The sequence below is a fragment of the Shewanella sp. BF02_Schw genome (assembly GCF_014596695.2).
Classification (GTDB): domain Bacteria; phylum Pseudomonadota; class Gammaproteobacteria; order Enterobacterales; family Shewanellaceae; genus Shewanella.
The window spans coordinates 1-22,051 of sequence record NZ_JABKAW020000006.1 but is presented as its reverse complement, the minus strand read 5'-3'; the positions used below and the strand labels follow the sequence as shown (position 1 = coordinate 22,051).

Here is a 22,051-nt window from a genome sequence, read left to right as displayed (position 1 = left end):
TCTTGGCGCGCTCATTTAAATATGCCCTTTTTACTGCCACCAATTTACGTTAATGGTCAATTTGGAGAGCCTATTACATAACAATCAAACCATTTCCGAAGGTAAGGGTTTACTATACAAATAACCTTGTAAATTAGTACACCCCATAGCCTTAAGTAACTCATGCTGCTCTATGAATTCGACTCCTTCAGCTATCGTACTGAGCTCTAAATTAAGTGCTAACTGCACAATTGTGCGAGCAATAGCTGCATCTTTTTGATTACTCACAATGCCATCTACAAACGACTTATCTATTTTCAATGTATCAATGGGAAAGCTCTTTAAGTAATTTAATGAAGAGTAGCCGGTTCCAAAATCATCAATGGCTAACTTCACACCTAGTTTTTTTAACATAAACAGCAAGGCAATCGCCTCATCGACGTTACTGATGATGGCTGATTCTGTAATTTCAAGCTCGAGTAAGCTTGGTGGTAAGCCGGTTTCAACAAGTGCACTCTTAACGTGGTCAAAAATATTTGCATGGTTGAATTGCAATGCCGATAGATTAACAGCCATGCGCTGAAAATTCGCATCTGCAATGTGTATTTTCTTCGCTTTGTTACAAGCTTCAAGCAAAGCCCATTCTCCAATAGGAATAATCAAGCCGCTACTTTCAGCAATCGCGAGAAAATCTATCGGCGCTAACAAGCCTCTTGTTGGATGATTCCAACGTAGCAATGCTTCGTACCCAATAATATTGCCATTCACAGAGTCAACTTGTGGCTGATAATACAACATAAGTTGATTGCCTAATCTTACCGCTTCACGTAGTTCAGCTTCTATTTGAAGCCGATCCATTAACGACTTATGCATATCATGAGAAAACAATTGATAACCGTTTTTGCCGTTATTTTTCACTTCGTACATGGCTGTGTCTGCATGCTGCAACAAAATATCGCCGGTAGCGCCGTCATCAGGATAAAACGAAATACCTATGCTGGCTGAAATAAACGTTTGCTGTCCCTGAATAATATAGGGCTTAGAGAGTGCATCTAGCACTCGCTGAGCAATAACCGCTACATTATCGAACACTTCTAGTTCACATAAAAGTAGGGTGAATTCGTCCCCGCCCAAACGGGCAAGGTGTTCATTTTCATAATCTCCCCGACTCCCCACACTGAGCTCATCTGACATGCGTACCGAGTTTTTAATACGTGTGGCTGCTTCGCATAACAATTCATCTCCCGCTTTATGCCCCAACGTATCGTTTATTCTTTTGAAATGATCTAAATCAATGAACAACAATGCTAATTTGGTTGTGTGACGCTTAGCTAGAGCAATCGCAGAGTCCAACTGCAACAAAAACTTACGTCTGTTCGGCAGGTCCGTTAAGGTATCGTAATAGGCATAATACGCGATTTCTTGCTCTGACTTTTTCCGACTAGAAATATCATGCAAAGTGCCATTAATCCGTGGTTCGCCAAAATCGTAAGTGATATCGGTTCTATCATGCAGGGTAATCACCTCTCCACTACCATGTAACACACGATATTCAATATCATACGACTGCCTGGTTTTTAAGGCTGTTTTAACGGTTAGCTTTAAGAATTCTCGGTCATCTGGGTGGATGATTTCTAACAATTTGGAGAACGTAATATCAATCTCTTGAGGTTGCATACCCAGCATGCGATACACCTCATCAGAGCAGTCTAACTTACTGGATTTGAAGTTCCATTCCCACGAGCCCAAGTGAGCAATACTTTGTGCTCTGGCGAGTTTGTTTTTACTCTTAGTTAACTCTTTGATTGTTTTATTAGCTTTCAGCACATAGTGAATGCGGTGACTCAGCAGCGGCCACTTAACCGGTTTAGTCATGAAGTCTGTTGCACCTACATCAAAGGCCTTTTGAATATCTTGCGGCTGATCTAGTGCTGTCACCATAATAATGGCGACATTATCCCCTTCAGGTAATGAACGGATCATTGAACAGCATTCAAAACCATCCATGTTATCCATCGACACATCGAGTAATATTAAATCTGGAGAGTGCTCAGAAAAAAGCTGTATCGCCTCTTCACCACTACTCGCCTCAATAATACTACCCACTGACTGGTTTAATGCTCGACGCATCAGAATCCGAATGACAGGGTCATCATCAACGATTAGCACCACATCTTGAAGTGTATTTAATAACATTAAACAAACCTCGCTAACTTTAGCAATATTGCCTCTTTAGTTTGTTCAAACACGGGCAATAATGTGTCTGCGAGATGATTGGCATCGCTCAAGTCACCACAACGTGCAAACAACTCTATTTGGCTCGCTAACATTTGAATTTTTATCGCCCCGACATTGGCCGAACTGGACTTTAAAGAGTGTGCAGATTTAAAGACTTGGTCGGCATTATTGTCGACTACGCCTTCTATAATATTTTTAATTAACTCAGGTGCATTTTGTAAGTACAAATCCACTATGCTGTTAACAAGATCGTACGAGTCATCTGGCGAAATTTGTTGAATGTCATCAAGCGGTCCATCAACAAATACTAACGACGCCTCGTCCTGAGTATCTTCGACAACCTCGGAAAGACTCGCAGGTTCAAACACCCATTTATTCATACATTCAGATAGGTTCTGGCGGGTAAAAGGTTTTAACAACGTGTCTTTAGCGCCAGCATTACGGAATAGCCTTTTAACACTTGGTTGGATATCTGCAGTAAGTGCGATGATAGGGGTTTCATGATTAATACCATTCTGACCTAAGTCAGTGATTGCTTTAGTTGCAACTATTCCATCAGCTATTGGCATATGGTAATCCATAAAGATTAAATCAAACTTTTTCTCACTGGCTCGGACAATGGCTTCTTGGCCATTATTAACAATTTCACACTGATGCCCCAAAGACGCTAGCAGACTCTTTACCACCAGCTGATTGACCACATTATCTTCAGCAACAAGCACGGTTGTTGATCGATACGTTGCCTGAACACTCTTATCCGGTTCAACTACTGCAGGAGAAGCGATGAATGAGTTGTCTTGTGGTACAAGTGGAATGCTAAACCAGAAGTTGCTGCCTTCATTTAAGGTGCTTTCTACACCGTAACGGCCATTCATCAATACGACGAGTTGTTGGCAAATGGCTAAACCAAGGCCGGTTCCGCCAAACTCGCGGGTAATAGAGTTATCTGCCTGCATAAAGGGGGTAAAAATACTCTCTAGTTTAGCTGTCGCAATGCCAATACCGGTATCTTTAACTGTAAACGTAATAAAGGTATCTGAAGCCTCCATGTGCTCGCTTATCTGTACCGAAATAGCGCCTTGGTGTGTAAACTTTATAGCGTTTGAGACAAAGTTATTAATAATTTGTCGCACTCTGACGGAGTCACCCAAATAGTTTTCGTGGATCAATGGCGATATGAACACGTCAAAATTAAGGCCCTTTTTCTCTGCCGACACTTTATGAGAATGGCATGCAGAAGTGACAAGATCGGGCAAATTAAATTCTTTAATGTCTAAATCCATTTTATTGGCGTCTGCTTTCGAAAAATCGAGCACTTCATTCAACAGCACCAGCAATGTTTGTGCTGAGTCGTTGATCATTTGAACCGTGTTGGACACATTTTTATTTAATTTAAAAGAGGTCAGTAGATCTGAAAAACCAACAATGCCATTGAGTGGCGTTCTAATTTCATGGCTCATTACCGCTAAAAACTCAGATTTGGCCTGGCTGGCTTTTTTGGCAATCTCAAGGGTTTGTTGTAATTCAAACGTGCGCTCTGATACTCGATTTTCTAATTCATGGTTAATGGTTTCTAATTGTCTACCTCGGGCATCAACCTCGCCGATCATCACATTAAAGCTGTGCGCCAACTGAGAGAATTCATCATTAGACTTGAGGTTTACGCGTTGCGTATAGTCTTTATTATTTGAGATATGTTCTATCACTTCTAACAGGGTATTAAGTGGCTTGGTGAATAACGATTGCAACCAAAACATCACCAACAAGCTGGCAAAAATGGCAAAAATGCTGGTGGATAAAACAAGTACTAAATAGTCGTCTAGTTGCTTGGTGAATTCGTTCATATTATCGGTAATATGCAGTAATCCCACCACCTCACCTTCAAATACTAGTGGGGTATATGAATGCACGCCATCTTGATTAAACTGCGTCAGTTTTTTCTTGGAAGAAATAATATTTAATAACGTTTGCTGATCAATACTACTTTGATAAGCCTTATTGCCCTGATAAGTAGCAAATAGACTCCCAGTAGGGTTATATATTGCCGCATGCATAATATCTGGTTGAGCAATAAGTGCAGATAAGGTTTTTTCTGCTGATGTTGGGTCATTAAAAATAACCGCTGACAGGCTATTGCTCGCAACAATATCACTTAACACCGCCAAGCCTTGTTCGGCCTTCTCTTTTGTCACGGCATATTGTTTAGTGATTAATGATGAAGAAATAATAACAATGACAATAATAGCGATCGCTAGCATTGAAAAAATCAACTTTGTTCGGATTGATGCAAAATTTATTATTTTCATCGCTTTACCTCAAGTGCTAATTTCAATACCTGTGAACTGATGTTTAAGCCTGATGCCTCTAACACCTTACTATTAATATTGAAATATAATCGTTTATCCTGCTCGATGATTTCAATCATGCCTCCTTGCACTGCAAACCCCGAGATATCCGAAACCGTTAAAATAGGTTTATTATCGACAGCCAAAAACAAACGACGGGTTAAATCTCTTGAGTTGGTATCAATGAAGACCACATCACATTGTGCGATTGCACATGTTTCTGAAAGTTGAATGACTGCAATGGATTGACCGGCCAGTTTTTTATTAGCCAATTCAATAAAACTGTCACGATATTGATTACCAAAAAAACATATTTTCCACGCCGATTTTTCATGGAGACGCGATTCAGGCCACTGAGTAAATTTAGCAAAGTTATAGGTAAACGCCGCTTTTAAATCAAACGAGTCCTGGGCTATTGATGAACGTGGAAGCAGCACAAATACAATCAATAATGAATACAGTATCTGTCGACTCAAATTAGCTTTTTTCATTGTGGCGACCTTAAAAGCTTAACGTCGCTTTAACAAAGTAACTTGGCCCTACCCGATAAGGGAATTGTAAGCTTTCTCCTTCATATTCAAGGTGGGTAGGATGAAGCAAATTTTTCCCGAACGCCGATAATGAGATATCCGGCGTAACCATCCAGCGTAGCCCAATATCCACACTATGGTAACTAGGAATAGTCTTCATACTTGTGCCGTTTTGGCTTATCACGTTATTGTTATCGATAAAACGCCATACGAAGTTAACATCTATATCATCGGTAATATTCCAATCGATTATTGTTGATAACATATGCTCAGGTGCATCAGTATTCTGATTTAAACTGCCACCAAATTCGCTTTGGATAAAGCTGTAATTGGCTCTTAACTGAAGTGAGTGAGTTGCAACCCACAGCGAAGATAATTCAACCCCATAGTTATATCCATCCAAACTATTGCCAAATAAGACATATTGCGAAATATAATTAGGAAATGTACTGAAATCAATTGTACTGTCAGACTCTGACACGCTGCGCAGTTTGCCATAATCGTTATAAAATACGGTAGTATCAAAAGACCATTGGCTTGCCGGAATAAAACGATATCCTATCTCGTATGAGACCATTTCTTCAGATTCAAAGTTGTCGTTACCCGACACCCATACCTTAACCAGCGGGGCCACGTCAGAAGGCGGTATATTAAGGGCATTTGCAGATATATTGTTTTCTAATCTTGATGGGGTTCGCACTGCTCGAGCAATAGAAGTCCATACGCTGTTTCTTGTATCTAACTGCCACCTAAGACGAATATTGGGTTGAACTTCAAAACCTGTATAGTCATTTTGTTCAAAACGCGAAGCCAGAGTAAGCCACAACTCGTCTTTAACTAGCATAATTTCGTCACTGATGAACGCACTCCACAAATCAGTATTTGTCGAGGAAGCCTCACTACTTTCTAGAATAGGGCTGGATCCGAGCTCATCTTGTATATAACGGTATCCTAATCCCCAAACAACATTATGATTTTGCCCAATAATTAGCTGATGCTGAAAATCAACATCAAAGGTTTCACTGCTTAAACCATACAAATTTTCATCTCTGTTGGCATAATCGTAATAAGTTTGCACACTATATTCAGAGGTTGCCGATAATGCTTTGGTGTACTTTGATAACAAGTTAAAACCATCACTTTTGACTTCGTCAGTATAATAATTTCGATATAGCGGCGCTTCTGTTGATGCAATATTAGGTGCTTGCTGCATTTTAGATGTGTAAAAGTCACTGCTTAACGTGAGACTTGTGTCTGTCTCTAGCTGAATATCAATGCGCCCACCTAATTGCAGATGCTGCCAGCTATTATCTTTGCCTGCATCGGCAAATGGTACCAGTAAGTCACTCTCAAGATCATTTAGGTCAAGCTCAAACGAATCTCTTTCATGGCCTTTCAAATATACTCTCGACGTGACCTTGTCAGACAATGTTGATCCATAACGAAAACCAGCAAAGCCTTGCTCATAATCTCCGGCACCTAGCTCTCCATAGCCTCCTAATGTGTCGGCACTGTGTTTAGTGATAATGTTAATCACACCATTAACCGCATTCGCCCCCCACAAAGCAGCACTTGGACCACGGATGACTTCGATACGCTCAATGTCAGCCATAAGCGTGTCTTGCACTTCCCAATAGACACCGGAGAATGCTGGAGAATAAAGAGTTCGGCCATCCATCAAAACCAATAATTTGTTATTGTAGCGCCCATTAAAACCACGACTTCCAATGGCCCACTTTTGTGAATCAATCTGCGCTACATGCAGCCCTGGCACATCGCGAAGCGCTTGTGGAATTGAGGTCGCACCAGAGCGACGAATACTCTCGCTTGTAACAACATAAATTGCTGCTGGTGAATTGGATAGAGGCTGCTTTTGTTTTGATACAGAAGTCACTTCAACATTCATTAACTCTTGTAGACTGAGATCTAAAGAGTCTGAATCAGCGGCTATAGCTGTAGAACTCGCAGAAAAAACAAATAATGCAGAATAAAAAGTCATTTTCAGCTTTAACATTTTCAATAATTCCTTCACCAAGCCAAAGACAACAATGCCAATTTATTTTTCAAAAAATTAAATCACACAAACAACTTATTCGATTAAGTTTAAAGTATGTTCAATGGCAAATCCATTAACATTTTATCAACAACCTACCAAAAATGAATCGTCAAATATCTCAATTTTGATCTTCTGTTAATTTTTGATGACATAAATATGACTATCGGCCAATCCAGTAATATCATTAGCAAGTTAACCTCTTTTGACTACCTCGAAAGGATTAAACATAATTGCTGATAGACTATTGCTCGCGATAATATCGCTAAGCATTATGTTAAACGATAAACTTCGATGACAAATTCATTACTTTCATCGCTTAACCTCAAGTGCCAATTTCAATACTTGAGAGCTGATAGTTAATCCAGATTTTGCTACCACCTGCATATTAACTTTAAAATACAATCGCTTATCTTGCTCGACGATTTCAATCATCCCGCCTTGCATTGCAAAACCTGTGATATCCGAAACCGTTAAAATAGGCTTATTATCGACAGCCACTAACAATCTATGGGTTAACTCCCTAGAGTTAGTGTCTACAAATACAACATCGCACTGATCGATTTGGCTTATTCCAGATAACTCAATGGCCATCACAGACTGAGTTCCCAGCGTTTTATCGGAAAGTCCCATGAAACTGTCGTGATATTGATTTCCGAAAAAACATATTTTCCATGCAGATGAGGTATTAAGACGCGCTTCAGGCCACTGAGTAAACTTAGCAAAGTTATAGGTTAATGCCGCTTTTAACTCGAATGCGTTCTGCGCCATAGAGACTCGCGGAAGCAAAATAGCTCCCACGACCAATAATGAATACAGTAACTGTCGACTTAAATTTGAGTTTTTCAATGTTGCTACCCTAAAAGGTCAAAGTAGCTTTAATATAATAACTTGGTCCCACACGATAAGGGAGTTGGTAACTTTCTCCTTCAAACTCAAGGTTTGCAGGATGAAGTAAATTTTTCCCGAATGCTGATAACATGACATCAGGCTTAACCTTCCAGTGCAGTCCTAAATCAACTCCGCTATAGCTATCAATTTCCTTAGTACTAAGGTCATTGATATTCAATACGTAAGCTTCATCAATAACACGCCAAACTAGATTAAAATCAACATTATCGCTAATGCTCCAATCCATCATTGTCGATATCATATGCTCTGGGGCATCAGTATTTTGACTTTGACTGGCACCAAATTCATTTTGAGTAAAACTATAATTTACTTTGAATTGGATAGTATCAGTTGCAGCCCACTGAGATGAGAGCTCGAATCCATAGTTATATCCATCAAGATCATTACTGAATGTTAAGTATTGCGAAATGTAATTGGGAAATGTGCTGAAATCTGTTGCACCGGCTGGAGCATTGCGCAATTGGTCATAATCGTTATAAAAAATTGTTGAATCAAATGACCATTTTTTAGCGGGCGTAAATCGATAACCTACCTCATACGAAATGATGACTTCAGATTTATAATCCTCGTTACCAGCCACCCATATACTAACCAATGGTGACTGAACTGAAGGCGGTATGATTTGTGAGTTCACCGATAGATTATTTTCTATCCGCGACGGAGTTCTGATTGCGCGTGCAACAGAGGCCCACAGATTATTTTTTTTATTCAACTGCCACATCAGGCGAGCATTCGGTTGAACCTCAAAGCCTGTGTAGTCATAGTGTTCGAAACGTGATGCTAACGTCAACCACAACTCATCATCAACTAACGTAATTTCATCACGAATAAATGCGCTCCACAAATTGGTTCGAGTTGATTCTGACTCGCTACTTACAATAATAGTGCTTTGGTCGAAATCATCTTGAATAAAGCGGTAACCGAGTCCCCAGATAATATTATGATTTTGTCCAACAAGTAGCTGATGCTGAAAATCAACATCAACCGTTTCACTACTAAAACCATACCAATCATCATCTCTTTTTGCATAATCGTAGTAGGCTTGAAGGCTGTATTGAGAGGTTGGAGATAACGCTTTGGTGAGTTTTGATAATAAATTAAAGCCATCGCTGCTGATGTCATTACTATTAAAATCACGATATCGGTGTTTTTCAAGGTAGTTGGCACTCTTTACTTAAATTTTAAGCTGCATTTCTTGTTTCTGTTTCAGACTTCTTATCTGGGTTCAGTGTGACTTCACCTACAGCGTCACAATTCCTTATACCGTTTGGCCAGCGTTTAGGATTTCTTGACCTCGCTTCCTCTAGCACTATCTTACGCTTAGATAAAATAGTCCTGTCTTGCATCGCATGACGCTCACTCGGTGACACAAAGTTGAGCTTGCTGTGTTTATGCTTAGTATTGTACCAAGTCACAAATACTTCGACCCATTCTCGTGCTTCGGTGATGCTTTTAAAGCCAGAGCTAGGCCATTCTGGCCGATACTTTAATGTTCTAAACAGCGACTCGGAGTAAGGGTTATCGTTACTGACACTCGGGCGGCTTAATGACGCGGTAACGCCTAACTCTTCAAGCTTGGCTTTCATTGTTAACGACTTCATCGGAGCACCATTATCTGAGTGCAATACCAGTGGCTTCTTAAAGCATTGCTCACGCAGCATATTGCGTTGCATTAACTCGGCCGCTAGCTCACCACATTCACGTTCATGGACTTCATAACCCACAACCTTACGGCTATAAATATCCTCAAACATATATAGATAATAAAAGCGTCCTTTGATGACCGAAGCTAAATAAGTGATATCCCAAGACCACACTTTGTTCGGCTCATCTGCAACATAAGCATCTGGTTTACTTCTTTTTGTTATGCTTTGGCTTCGTCCACGTCGATTTAATTGAGCATTGGCTTTTAACACTCGGTAAAAACTCGACTCTGAAGCGATATAGACCCCTTCATCAAGCAGCGTCGGCACGATTTGTGAGGGAGGTAGACTCGCAAACCTTGCCTCATTCGAGGTTGCCAGTATCAGCTTTTCCTCGTCATCACTAAGCTTGTTGGCTGGCTCCTGTCTTACCGCCGAGGGCCTTAAATCAGCTTGTACTTTTCCTGCTCGATACCAGCGCCGATACGTCCGCTTACTTAGCTCTGCTTCAGCGCAAGCCTTGTAAAGACGTGCACCGTGGGCATACGCTTCTTGTATTAAATTCACCAATGTTATGCGCTTAGGCAAAGGCGTTAACTCTCCTCGTTGTCGTCCTCCCAAAGCGCATTGAGCTTTTTTCTAAGCACCAGTAAAGCCGCTGTTTCTGCTAACGCCTTCTCTTTGTAGCGTAGCTCTCGTTGCAGGGATTTGATTTCTGCTTTGTCTGATTTGGCTTGCTGCTTAATCGTTTTGGCTTGAACTTCACTTGTCGTAAAGCCCCCTAAACAATCTTGTTTCCACTGCTGAACTTGTTCTCGAAACAAACCATTTTCTCGGCAATATTGGCTTACTTCAGCTTCAGACATTGGCGCTGTTTCAATGAGAACGGCAAACTTAGCTTCGGCCGACCAATCATTACTGGTCAATTTTTTACCTGGCACTGGGCGACCCTCTTTTTTAGCTTTATCGCGCCAATGATACAGGGTTTGGTAGGCGATCCCTTCACTACGTGCCACTTCCATGACGGTCATATTGTGGGGAGGCAATAACTTCTTTAAAACTGCTTCTTTACGTTCAGATGAATATCGTGCCATTGAGCTCTCATTGACCGCCCCCTCTATTTAATTATTGGATGATTTTAAGGGGTGACAACAATCCTGACACAGGGGGATATGACGGACCAACTAATGAAGGGTAATAAGAGGTCTGCTGCATTTCAGTGCGGTACACATCACTGCTCAACATAAGGCTTGTGCCCGTATCAAGCTCCATATCAACGCGGCCTCCCACTTGAAGATGCATCCAATCGTTGTCTTTATCAACAGTGGCTAATTGCTCCGCAAGACCGCTATCGAGATCTTGCGAATTATACTCAAGCGAGTCTCTGCTATGGCCTTTTACATACACTCTTGATGTTGCATTATCTGATAATGTGGAACCATAACGAAAACCTGCAAATCCTTGCTCATAATCGCCAGCCCCCAATTCTGCATAACCACCAGATGTATCTGCACTGTGTTTGGTAATAATATTAATCACACCGTTTACTGCATTGGCGCCCCACATTGCCGCGCTAGGCCCACGTATAACTTCTATGCGTTCAATATCGGCCATCAGCGTATCCTGAACCTCCCAGTAGACACCTGAAAATATTGGAGAATAAAGGGTTCGGCCATCCATCAATACCAGTAATTTGTTGTTGTAGCGCCCATTAAAACCACGGCTGCTGATAGCCCACTTTTGAGAGTCAATCTGCCCTACATGCAGCCCTGGCACATCTCGAAGTACTTGCGGGATAGAAGTAGCACCAGAATTACGTATATGTTCGCTTGTGATGACATAGATTGCAGCAGGTGAATTCGATAAAGGCTGCTTTTGTTTTGATACCGAAGTGACTTCGACATTCAGTAACTCTTGCAGACTAAGATCGAGAGAGTTTGATTCGTTGGCAATTGCACTGTAACTAGCCAAAAAGGCTAATAGCACGGAATAAGAAACAAGGTTCAACTTTAACATTTTCAACAATTCCCTTATTAAGCTAACGACAATTGTGAGAGTTTACTGACTAAAGAATAAAAAGTTCACAATTAATTTACACGATTAACTTACACGATTAAGTTGAAAAAGTATGTTACAGGATAAGATATTAAGTAATTTTTGAGCGGTAGATCTTGTGCAGAACAATAAAAAATATTAGTGATCGAAATAATGACAAAAGAGTTTACCCATAAGGAAACCCTTTAATCAGCTTTTCGTTTAACGTCGTCCTGAATTCAGCATGTAGCATCATTAAAAAATGAGTTGGCCACTACGGGTCATTTGCACTTACGGGCAAACTTTAGTGCTTACGGGCAAACTTTATTGTCTCTACACACAATTAAACTGCCAATCCTGCAGCAACACCTGAGCTCCAAGCCCACTGAAAATTAAACCCGCCTAACCAACCACTTACGTCCATTACTTCACCAATAAAGTACAATCCAGAGACCTTATTCGCTTGCATGGTTTTAGATGACAATTCATTGGTGTCAACGCCACCTAAAGTGACTTCTGCGGTGCGGTAACCTTCGGTGCCATTCATGGTAATAGACCAGTCGTTTAAGTCGTTAGCGAGTTTTTCTCGCTCGCCGTGGCCGAGTTGGTTTAATGCTTTATCCAGTTGAGACTCGTCAAATAGTGTTTCAACCAAGCGTTTAGGTAACCACTGGCTTAAGGTGTTGCGTAGGCTTTGCTTTGGATGATGTTTCAGTGCAAATTCAATTTTATCTAACGCGTTTTCACCCGGTAATAAATTGATAGAAATAGCTTCACCTGGTTGCCAATAATTAGAAATTTGCAGTACTGCTGGGCCTGATAGACCACGATGAGTAAACAACAAGGCCTCGCTAAATTGAGTGCCGTCTTGGGCGGTAATGGTTGTTGGCACGGCAATACCCGATAACGGCTCAAAGCGCACTTTTTGTTCGGCATGCCACGTAAATGGAACTAAACCAGCACTGGTTGATAACACCGTTAAACCAAATTGCTCTGCCAGCTTATAGCCATAAGGCGTAGCACCTAATTTGGGCATGGATAAACCGCCAGTCGCTATCACTAATGACTCGCAGCTAAAATCACCATTTGAGGTAGTTAAATTAAATCCTGTATCCGTTTTAGTAACAGATAGCATTTCAGTACGCAGCTTTACCTTAACGCCGGCCCACTCGCATTCAGTCATTAACATGGTAACGATCTCTTTGGCTGAGTCATTACAAAATAACTGCCCATGCTCACGTTCATGGTATTCAATACCATGACGCTCAACCAACTCAATAAAATCACTTGAACGATAGCGAGCTAATGCCGATTTGACAAAGTGTGGGTTGCCACAAATAAACTGATGTGGCTCAACTTTTTGGTTGGTAAAGTTACAACGCCCGCCACCACTGATAAGAATTTTTTTACCAGCTTGTTTGGCATTGTCTAGCACCAATACATCACGACCTCGATAGCCCGCAGTAGCAGCACACATTAATCCTGCCGCGCCGGCGCCGATAATAATTACGTCATGATGTTTCACGTTTTACTCCACACTTTAAATGGGTTGTTTTGTATTTAATTGATAAATATTAAATGCAAAAAAGGATGCTATTTTAGCATCCTTTTTAGTATCTATTCACGGTTAACTTAGCCGCTCTGTTGCACTATTTTTTCAGCGTTTCAGATTTCTTGTCTCGACTAAGTAACTCTTTTGCTGCTTCAACCGGTGCTTTACCTTGGTATAAGACTTGGTAAATTTGCTCGGTGATCGGCATTTCTACCCCTAGGCGTTTGGCTAAGGTAAACACTTCTTTAGTGTTTCGATAACCTTCGACTACTTGACCGATTTCTTCTTGCGCGGTGATAACGTCTTTACCTTGACCTAAAGCCAAACCAAAACGACGATTACGCGACTGATTATCGGTACAGGTTAGTACCAAGTCACCTAAACCCGCCATACCCATGAAAGTTGATGCATCGGCGCCGATAGCTTCACCTAAGCGACTCAGTTCCACTAAACCACGAGTAATGAGTGCGGTACGCGCATTTGCACCAAAGCCAATACCGTCGGACATACCTGCACCAATGGCAATCACGTTTTTAACCGCTCCGCCTAATTGTATGCCGATAAAATCGTCATTTGCGTATACACGCAAGCGTTTTGGACTATGAAGCAATTCGACTAAATCATGGGTAAACTGTGGGCAAGTACCCGCAACCGAAATAGCGGTAGGTAAACCAGCGGCTAATTCTTTGGCAAAGGTAGGCCCAGATAACACAGCAAGTGGATAATGTTCACCTAATTGCTCACGAGCAACATCTTGTAATAAACGGCCAGTTTCAGGCTCTAAGCCCTTGGTCGCCCACACAATACGTGCGTCGTCGCGCAATAACGGCTTAGCTTGCTTAAGCACGTCACCAAATACATGGCTTGGTACAACAACCAAAATATTCTTGCTGGCGGCTAAGGCTTTGCCTAAATCAGCTTCGATGGATAAACAATCAGGAAACTGAATGCCAGGCAAAAAACGTTCATTACTGCGGCTTTCCGCTAATACTTGCATGCTTTTAGGATCGTGACCCCAAAGCAATGTCTTATGGCCATTGCTGGCTAAAGAAATAGCAAGGGCGGTGCCATAAGACCCCGCCCCTAATACCGTAATTTCGGCAGCGTTATTCATAAATTACGCAGTTGCTTCTTCAGTTGCAGCAGCTTGACGCTGTTGAACGTACTGAGCAAATAGAGCATCAAAATTCACTGGAGCAAGGTTTAGTTGTGGGAAAGTACCACGGCCAACTAAGTTGCCAACTAATTCACGTGCGTATGGGAACAATACGTTAGGGCAATATGCACCTAAAGAATGGGCAAGTTGTTGCTCAGTTAAACCCACAATCGAGAAAATACCCGCTTGCTGAACTTCACATAAAAATGCGGTGTCTTCGCCATTTTTAGCTGTAACAGTCAGTGATAAAATCACTTCGTATGTGTCGTCAGACAATTTGTTGCTGCGAGTATCTAAATCTAATTTTACTTCTGGGTTCCATTCTTTCTGGAAAACAGCAGGGCTGTTTGGCGTTTCAAAAGACAAATCCTTTGTATAAATACGCTGAATGTTGAACTGTGGTGCTTGTGCTTCGTTGTTTGCTACTTCAGCCATAATTTCCTACCTATCAATGTTATTTAGCTTTTCTGTGAAGCTAATTGTGTTGGGCTTTCACACTCAATGCATAAAGAATTAATCTAACATTAGTGCTATCCCGTAAAGTTGATCCAGCTCGATAAATGATAACGAACAAGATCTTGATAATAAACCGTGTTAACTCATACCCAAATTCGTTAACACCGAATACCATTAAGCAACCATATTAACGCTTGCTTTTAACTACTGGTAAATTAGCACCTTGCCATTCGCCCATGCCACCTTTAAGGTTAAACACGTTTTCAAATCCTTGTTTAGTAAGAAGTTGAGCTGCTTGTGACGATGTCATACCTGAGTTACATACTAATATAATGGGGCTAGTTTTAAACTTTTCAAGGCTAGTGACTTGATTATTTTTAATTTCTGATAAGGTCACATTGAGTGAATCAACAATATGGCCTTTCTTAAATTCTTCTTTGCCACGCACATCAACGAGTTTGGCATCTTGCTTATTCACCATGAGTGTTAGCTCTTGATGACTGACATTTTTCACTTTTGATGTACCAGATTTAATGACACTAACAACAAGTGCTACAAACAAGCCGACCCACGCTAAGCTTAACATTGGGTTCGCTTTAAAAAATTCCATATATTCTTGCATAATTACTGATTTCTCTGACGATGACTAAGATGAGATGGCCTCGAGTATATCGTTTTGCTCGGCAGTTTTCATTAAAGAAACACCTAAAATAAACGGTTTACGCTGAGTTATTCGTGACTCGCCCCTCGTTATCAGCTGCTTTAGTTATATCTTCAAACCTATATGCCTTTTGCACACTATCGATAAGTAGTAATATTCATACAATTGAAATTTTATAACACTTCTATTTTAACTTAATAAGGTACTTGCAAATGGCTAAAAAACGTCCACTCGCATTACTTATCCTTGATGGTTGGGGTTACAGTGAAGACACGCAAGATAACGCGGTTTTTCATGCAAACACTCCTGTCTTAGATAAGCTCAATGCACAATACCCTCACAGTCTTATTTCAGGTTCTGGTATTGACGTCGGATTACCCGATGGTCAAATGGGTAACTCTGAAGTTGGCCATATCAATATTGGTTCTGGCCGAATTGTTTATCAAGAACTCACCCGCATCAGTAAAGCAATTGTAGACCATGAGTTTGAACAAAACGCAGCACTTTGCGATGCAGTAGACAAAGCCATTGCCGCAAATGGTGCGGTGCACATTATGGGGCTATTGTCTGCCGGTGGTGTACACAGCCATGAAGAGCACATTGAAGCTATGTGTCGTATGGCTGTTGAACGCGGCGCAACAAAAGTGTACTTACATGCCTTTTTAGATGGCCGTGATACGCCACCTCGTAGCGCTCAAAATAGCTTGGTCCATTTTGATGAGCTATTTGCTGAATTAGGTCATGGCCGTACAGCCTCAATTATTGGTCGATATTTTGCCATGGATCGTGATAATCGTTGGGATCGCGTATCGCAAGCCTACGAATTAATCACCGAAGCTAAAGGTAAGTTCGCTTATGCTTCGGCACCAGAAGCGCTTGAAGCGGCATATGCTCGTGATGAAAACGATGAGTTTGTTGCTGCATCTGCCATTGTTGATGCGCAAGGCGAAGCTGCCGTATTAAGCGATAATGATTCACTGATATTTATGAATTTCCGTGCAGATCGTGCTCGCCAAATCACCCGCACTTTCGTGAATCCAGATTTTGACGGGTTTAAACGTAATAAAACACCAAAAATCAACTTTGTGATGTTAACTGACTACGCTGCAGACATTAATGCTCCGGTAGCCTATCCATCGAGTGATTTAGTGAATACTTTAGGCGAAACCCTGCAAAACCAGGGTAAGACCCAGCTGCGTATTTCGGAAACTGAAAAATATGCTCATGTGACTTTCTTTTTCAATGGTGGTAAAGAAGAGCCATTCGAAGGTGAAGATCGTATTTTAATTCAGTCACCTAAGGTCGCAACGTATGATCTGCAACCTGAAATGAGCTCGACAGAATTAACCGATAAATTGGTCGCCGCGATAGAATCTACAAAATATGATGTCATCATTTGTAACTATCCAAATGGTGATATGGTCGGCCATAGCGGTAACTTTGATGCCGCAGTTAAAGCTTGTGAAGCGGTTGATGCATGTATTGGTCGTGTCGTCGAAGCGTTAGCTAAAGTTGATGGCGAATGCTTGATTACTGCCGATCATGGTAATGCCGAAAAAATGAAAGATCCTTCTAACGGACAAGCATTTACAGCTCACACCAGTAACTTGGTACCGTTCGTTTATGTCGGTCGTGATGCCGTGATAAAAGATGGTGGACGCTTGAGCGATATTGCGCCAACTATGTTAACCTTAATGGGCCAAAGCATCCCGAAAGAAATGAGTGGACGCTGTATCATTGACCTTAAAGAGTAAACATTAACTCGTGATAACTCGTTTATTTATTAAAGCCAGCATTGTTGCTGGCTTTCTAATCTTTTCATTTACGGCAAATAGTGCTGATTTGTCTTCACGCCAGTCGGCTTTGAAGTCTATTCAAGCACAAATAAACCAACAACAAAATTCGCTCAAAGACACCTCAAGGCAACGCGAGAAGCTTATTGCGTTACTAAAAAGTGACGAGCAAGCGATTGCAAAAGCAGCTAAAAAAGTCAATCAATCACAAAATTCGTTGACTGAAGTTAACGCCAAACTTAGCAACTTGGATAAACAGCAGATAGATTTAGCCAAGCTTAAAAAAAGTCAGCAAGACACCTTATCAAAACAGTTATCTAGCGCTTATTTGGCAGGTAATCATGATTACACTAAGATGATGCTGAATCAGCAAAATCCGGCCACAGTTGAGCGCATGCTGGCGTATTATCAATTTCTCAACAATGCCCGCATAAAAGCTATTCAACAACTCAAGCAAACTAGCATTGATCTTAATAAAGTTAAGCAACAGCAAGTAACAGCAAAGCAAAAACTCAATGCTTTAGTGATAGATCAAAAGCAACAAGCGCTGCAATTAACCAAAGAGCAAGGCCAACGCCAACAAACATTGACTCAACTACAAAGAACCTTATCCAGTAAAGGTGCGGAATTAGAGCAACTGCAAATAGAAGAGGCAAGTTTAAAACGTATAGTGCAACAAGCAATGCTTGCCGCAAAAGCCAATCCAACCATGGATGGATTAGTCAGTCAAAAAGCCAAATTAAAATGGCCAACTAACGGCAGAGTGAGTAAACGATTTGGTAGCAACCGTTCTGGACAAATTGTTTGGAAAGGAACTGTACTTGCCGCACCTGAAGGACAAAATATCAATGCTGTGGCATCAGGAAAAGTTATTTATGCCGACTGGTTACGTGGTTTTGGTATGGTGTTAGTTATTGATCATGGTAAGGGTTATATGAGCCTATACGGTCACGCCCAAACACTATTAAGACAACCTGGGGATATGGTGAAAACTGGCGAGTCTATTGCGCTTGTTGGCCGTTCAGGTGGGCAAAGCGAACCAGGGTTATATTTCGAAATCCGTAATAAAGGTAAGGCTGTCGACCCAGCCTATTATTGTCGTTAATAGCAAAACACGTACTGCTAATATTCAATGGTTCAACGTATTACAAGGTATAGCATTATGCCTTGCCAAAGAAAGCGGTTAACGGCCCGATTAATTAGCACTATATCAACGGGTATAACTGTGTCTATAATCACGCCGTTATGTAGATATCATTGAACAATAAAACTCACACAACCAGATAAGCTAAATTCGTGCGAAACCTACTATTACTCCTACTATGCTTATGTAGCATCATGCCCGCTACAGCGACTAAATTAGCCATTATCATTGACGATATTGGTTATCGCCTAACTGACGAAGCAGCATTGTCATTACCCAATTCGATCACTTTATCGGTGTTGCCCCATACTCCGCTAGGACAAAAACTTGCGCAAGATGGTTATCATAAAGGTCATGAAATAATGTTACACCTACCAATGCAAGCCTTAAATGGCAAAGCTTTAGGACCTGGAGGGCTAACCAATGATATGAATGAGACACAAATTAAACAACAGTTACAAAGTGCGTTCTCTAATATCCCGTTTGCTAAAGGGGCTAATAATCATATGGGGAGTTTACTGACTCAAATGGATGAACCGATGTTATGGGTAATGCAGAGTTTAAAACAGCAGCAGTTGTTTTTTGTCGATAGTTTTACCACTAAATATACCAAAGCCAGCAACAAAGCGATGCAGCTTGGAGTACCATCACTGAGAAGACACATATTTTTAGATAACGACATTAGTGAACGTGCGCTTGAACGTCAGTTTCAGCAGATGATTACGCAATCCAAACGGCAAGATAAGCTGGTTGTTATTGCACATCCTTACCCAGAGACCATTCGATTTTTAAACGCTAATTTAGCTCGTTTGAACGATAATGGCATCACATTAGTACCAACATCTCAATTATTTGATGATATGAATGTCACGACAGCAAGTCTGCCTAATCCAACTGCAACACTGAAATAGATAAGTCAGGTAGTGTAGATAAAATTTCCGTTTTATTGGATACAATATCAGCTAAGGTATATTGATCAAGTACCGCCAGATAAGCTGTAACAGCTTGACCCAACACGCCTTTTAATTGACATATTGGCGTAAATCGGCAATAAGGTGAGTCACAATCAATAGGTGATAGTGAATGCTCTAAATCACGGACCAATTGCCCAATTAACACCTCATCAGCAGCTTTTGCTAATCTAAAACCACCACTTTTACCTCTGACCGTCTGCAAATATCCCTTTTTTCCCAATTGATGGATAATCTTGGCTACATGGTTTGAAGAAAGGTCAAACACACTAGTCACTTCAGCTATTCGAAACAAACTTTCGCGTTCAGATTGAACCGCAAGATACATCAAAATGCGAATACCAAAATCTGTATATCGGGTTAATTGCATGATCTAAAATATCCAAGGTAAGTAATAAACGCAGATTAGCATGTTGAAGACTCTAAATCAGTGATCAACCATAAAGCTTGTTCATTTGTGGTGCCGCACACATCAATACTTGCACTAAACTCAGCACAAACATCTGGACGTTCTGGTTGACCAAAAATCATACACAGATTATCGGCATTTAATTGAATACAACGCACCCCAGCAAGTTTCCCCATTGGCATGCCTGGTATTGCACTAGTGATAGAAGGCGCAATGCAGCAGGCACCACAACCCAAACGACAATCCATAACTTTACCCACTAAATAAAAAGCACTGTATTTTACAAGAATGTACTCTTAACGACATGTTTAATTACATTATTGGTATCGAGAATAATTGAAATAGTCGCCGAGCTAAGGCAAGTTACTCTCGAGCATTTCTTCAACCACTATGCCATTGTATATTAGATCACATTTTTAGTTTTTAAGCATTAAGCACACAACAGTCATAGCGGTACATTATACCCTCTTATAGAATAAGGAAATTACCCATGAAACGTCCTGTAATTCTCGACTGTGATCCCGGTCATGACGATGCCATCTCACTTATTTTAGCGCTTAGCTCTATAAAGCTTGATGTATTAGCTGTCACCACCAGTGCAGGCAACCAAACACCAGACAAAACCTTAAACAATGCTTTACGTGTACTAACACTATTGGGTCGTCATGATATACCCGTTGCAAGTGGCGCCCCTAAGCCATTAGCTCGTGATCTGATCATTGCAGATAATGTTCACGGCGAGAGTGGTCTGGATGGACCCAAATTGCCCGATCCAGCCTTTGCACCTGTAGAACAAACGGCTATTGAACTGATGGCCGAAAAAGTGCGTAACAGTAAGCAACCCGTCACACTTGTTCCAACTGGACCGTTAACTAATATTGCGCTGTTTCTAGCTGCTCATCCTGAGTTACATCACAACATAGATAGTATCGTTCTGATGGGTGGCGCTGCAGGTGTGGGCAATTGGACACCAGCAGCTGAATTTAATATTTTTGTCGATCCAGAAGCTGCAGATATGGTATTCAAATCTGGCTTGCCAATCGTAATGTGCGGACTAGATGTCACCCACCAAGCCCAGATTATGGATGAGGATATTGAGCGAATTAGAGCCATTAATAATCCTATCGCGCAATGTGTTGCGGAATTACTCGACTTTTTTATGATTTATCACCGCGACCCCAAATGGGGATTCACTGGGGCACCACTACATGACCCTTGCACCATCGCATGGTTACTTAATCCATCACTGTTTACCTCGGTCGATTGTTGGGTGGGTGTTGAAACGAAAGGTGAATATACACAGGGAATGACAGTGGTTGATCGTTATCAATTAACCGGTAAACCACATAATGCAAAAGTATTGTTCAATATTAACCGAACAGGTTTTGTCGACTTTATCGTAGAACGTCTAAGCGATTACTAACAAACTCATGCCATGCAGATAAAAGTAACCTGCATGGCAGTAACTGCGGATAACAATTAATATCTTATTCGTTATCTGCAGTACTAATACCGAGCAAGCGTAACATTCAACTCTTTTTCTCTGCTTAAATAGTTACCAATTAATATTCCATACAAACTAGCTACAGCAATAAACAATGAACCAGCGGCCCATACGACAAAGACTATTTTATTATCTTTATAATCCACACCCAATAATAAATGGTACACAATCTCGATAAACTTTTAATCTAACTTAACTAACACTCTGCTTTTAGCTATGTATATCAATTTGGAGTTAATACCAATCCTATTAAATATGTGATCTTTCAGCGGGAGTTCAAAGTGCTGTAGGCAAGGCAGATGATTGAATCGAATAGTGTTTTCGGTAATAAGCTCCTGCGTTACTCTACCTCCAGCATCTGACCGCCATGGATGGTGGGGATGTCTTATTTTTTATGGAAAAAAAAATACCATGCCGTCGTATTTTGAAAACATCTAACAAAGCATAAAGGACTTTGAAACCCGCCAGAATGGAGTCTCTCAGTTATTCCACTTCTGTGTTACGTCGATTTAAAAGAGAGCAACCATTTCTACATCAATGCGCCTTGAATTGAAAAACCTGAGAGACGCTGAACTGACCAGATATTTAATGTAAATGGTATAAGAGTGGACCTAGACCCCCGGCGTGACTGGTCACTTTCTATTGATTGAGAGTCAACCGTCCAAATAGAT

General features: G+C 41.0%; 18 protein-coding genes. 4 read left to right on the top strand and 14 right to left on the bottom strand.

The genetic code is table 11. The annotated features are described in order from the left end of the window. Nucleotides 1-84 precede the first annotated feature (84 nt). The 12 genes from HNW13_RS18870 to HNW13_RS18815 form a co-directional block, all read right to left on the bottom strand. Nucleotides 85-2,175, bottom strand: coding sequence for an EAL domain-containing protein (locus HNW13_RS18870; RefSeq protein WP_192116246.1), 2,091 nt, complete (start codon nt 2,173-2,175; stop codon nt 85-87). Continuing rightward, nucleotides 2,175-4,523, bottom strand: a complete 2,349-nt coding sequence (locus tag HNW13_RS18865) for an ATP-binding protein (protein WP_192116247.1) — start codon at nt 4,521-4,523, stop codon at nt 2,175-2,177. The genes HNW13_RS18870 and HNW13_RS18865 overlap by 1 nt, the downstream gene beginning before the upstream one ends. Continuing rightward, the gene (locus HNW13_RS18860) at nt 4,520-5,053 is read right to left on the bottom strand and encodes a YfiR family protein (RefSeq protein ID WP_192116248.1); all 534 of its coding nucleotides are present in this window, start codon (nt 5,051-5,053) and stop codon (nt 4,520-4,522) included. The genes HNW13_RS18865 and HNW13_RS18860 overlap by 4 nt, the downstream gene beginning before the upstream one ends. Nucleotides 5,054-5,063: 10 nt before the next feature. Then, a complete protein-coding gene (locus HNW13_RS18855) occupies nt 5,064-7,106 on the bottom strand; it encodes a TonB-dependent receptor (protein WP_192116249.1) in 2,043 nt (680 codons plus the stop codon). Nucleotides 7,107-7,457: 351 nt separating this feature from the next. Next, a complete protein-coding gene (locus HNW13_RS18850) occupies nt 7,458-7,994 on the bottom strand; it encodes a YfiR family protein (RefSeq protein WP_102035687.1) in 537 nt (178 codons plus the stop codon). 10 nt (nt 7,995-8,004) lie between these two features. Continuing rightward, the gene (locus tag HNW13_RS18845; RefSeq protein ID WP_347813095.1) at nt 8,005-9,174 is read right to left on the bottom strand and encodes a TonB-dependent receptor; all 1,170 of its coding nucleotides are present in this window, start codon (nt 9,172-9,174) and stop codon (nt 8,005-8,007) included. Between the two features lie 64 nt (nt 9,175-9,238). Beyond that, a protein-coding gene (locus HNW13_RS18840) for an IS3 family transposase (protein ID WP_192114312.1) occupies nt 9,239-10,794 on the bottom strand; the annotation gives its coding sequence in 2 pieces (ribosomal slippage) (nt 9,239-10,341 and nt 10,341-10,794; 1,557 coding nt in all). Nucleotides 10,795-10,825: 31 nt separating this feature from the next. Further along, on the bottom strand, nt 10,826-11,716 hold the full coding sequence (locus tag HNW13_RS18835; RefSeq protein ID WP_243756343.1) for a TonB-dependent receptor plug domain-containing protein: 891 nt from the start codon (nt 11,714-11,716) through the stop codon (nt 10,826-10,828). A gap of 361 nt (nt 11,717-12,077) precedes the next feature. After that, the gene (locus HNW13_RS18830) at nt 12,078-13,259 is read right to left on the bottom strand and encodes an NAD(P)/FAD-dependent oxidoreductase (RefSeq protein WP_192116250.1); all 1,182 of its coding nucleotides are present in this window, start codon (nt 13,257-13,259) and stop codon (nt 12,078-12,080) included. 124 nt (nt 13,260-13,383) lie between these two features. After that, a complete protein-coding gene (gene gpsA, locus HNW13_RS18825) occupies nt 13,384-14,400 on the bottom strand; it encodes an NAD(P)H-dependent glycerol-3-phosphate dehydrogenase (protein WP_162024215.1) in 1,017 nt (338 codons plus the stop codon). A 3-nt stretch (nt 14,401-14,403) separates the two neighbouring features. Next, a complete protein-coding gene (secB, locus tag HNW13_RS18820) occupies nt 14,404-14,877 on the bottom strand; it encodes a protein-export chaperone SecB (protein WP_011639424.1) in 474 nt (157 codons plus the stop codon). Between the two features lie 208 nt (nt 14,878-15,085). Then, nucleotides 15,086-15,520: a rhodanese-like domain-containing protein gene (locus tag HNW13_RS18815; RefSeq protein ID WP_101088677.1), complete on the bottom strand. Its 435-nt coding sequence runs from the start codon at nt 15,518-15,520 to the stop codon at nt 15,086-15,088. 251 nt (nt 15,521-15,771) lie between these two features. Here HNW13_RS18815 and gpmM point away from each other — a divergent pair, with 251 nt between their 5' ends. From gpmM to HNW13_RS18800, 3 genes are all read left to right on the top strand, one after another. Then, nucleotides 15,772-17,313, top strand: coding sequence for a 2,3-bisphosphoglycerate-independent phosphoglycerate mutase (gene gpmM / locus HNW13_RS18810; RefSeq protein ID WP_101088678.1), 1,542 nt, complete (start codon nt 15,772-15,774; stop codon nt 17,311-17,313). Between the two features lie 10 nt (nt 17,314-17,323). Next, on the top strand, nt 17,324-18,457 hold the full coding sequence (locus HNW13_RS18805) for a peptidoglycan DD-metalloendopeptidase family protein (protein WP_101088679.1): 1,134 nt from the start codon (nt 17,324-17,326) through the stop codon (nt 18,455-18,457). 233 nt (nt 18,458-18,690) lie between these two features. Next, complete coding sequence (locus HNW13_RS18800; protein WP_182744949.1) at nt 18,691-19,407, top strand: divergent polysaccharide deacetylase family protein; 717 nt, start codon at nt 18,691-18,693, stop codon at nt 19,405-19,407. Here HNW13_RS18800 and HNW13_RS18795 read toward each other — a convergent pair. Beyond that, on the bottom strand, nt 19,382-19,837 hold the full coding sequence (locus HNW13_RS18795; protein ID WP_101088681.1) for an Rrf2 family transcriptional regulator: 456 nt from the start codon (nt 19,835-19,837) through the stop codon (nt 19,382-19,384). The two genes, HNW13_RS18800 and HNW13_RS18795, sit on opposite strands and share 26 nt — an antisense overlap. 35 nt (nt 19,838-19,872) lie before the next feature. Beyond that, nucleotides 19,873-20,124 carry a YkgJ family cysteine cluster protein gene (locus HNW13_RS18790; protein ID WP_192116251.1) on the bottom strand — a complete coding sequence of 84 codons (252 nt, stop codon included), beginning with the start codon at nt 20,122-20,124 and terminating at the stop codon, nt 19,873-19,875. A gap of 242 nt (nt 20,125-20,366) precedes the next feature. Between HNW13_RS18790 and rihA the strand changes: the two genes are divergently transcribed. Next, a complete protein-coding gene (rihA, locus tag HNW13_RS18785; RefSeq protein WP_192116252.1) occupies nt 20,367-21,299 on the top strand; it encodes a pyrimidine-specific ribonucleoside hydrolase RihA in 933 nt (310 codons plus the stop codon). The last annotated feature ends 752 nt before the right edge of the window (nt 21,300-22,051 follow it).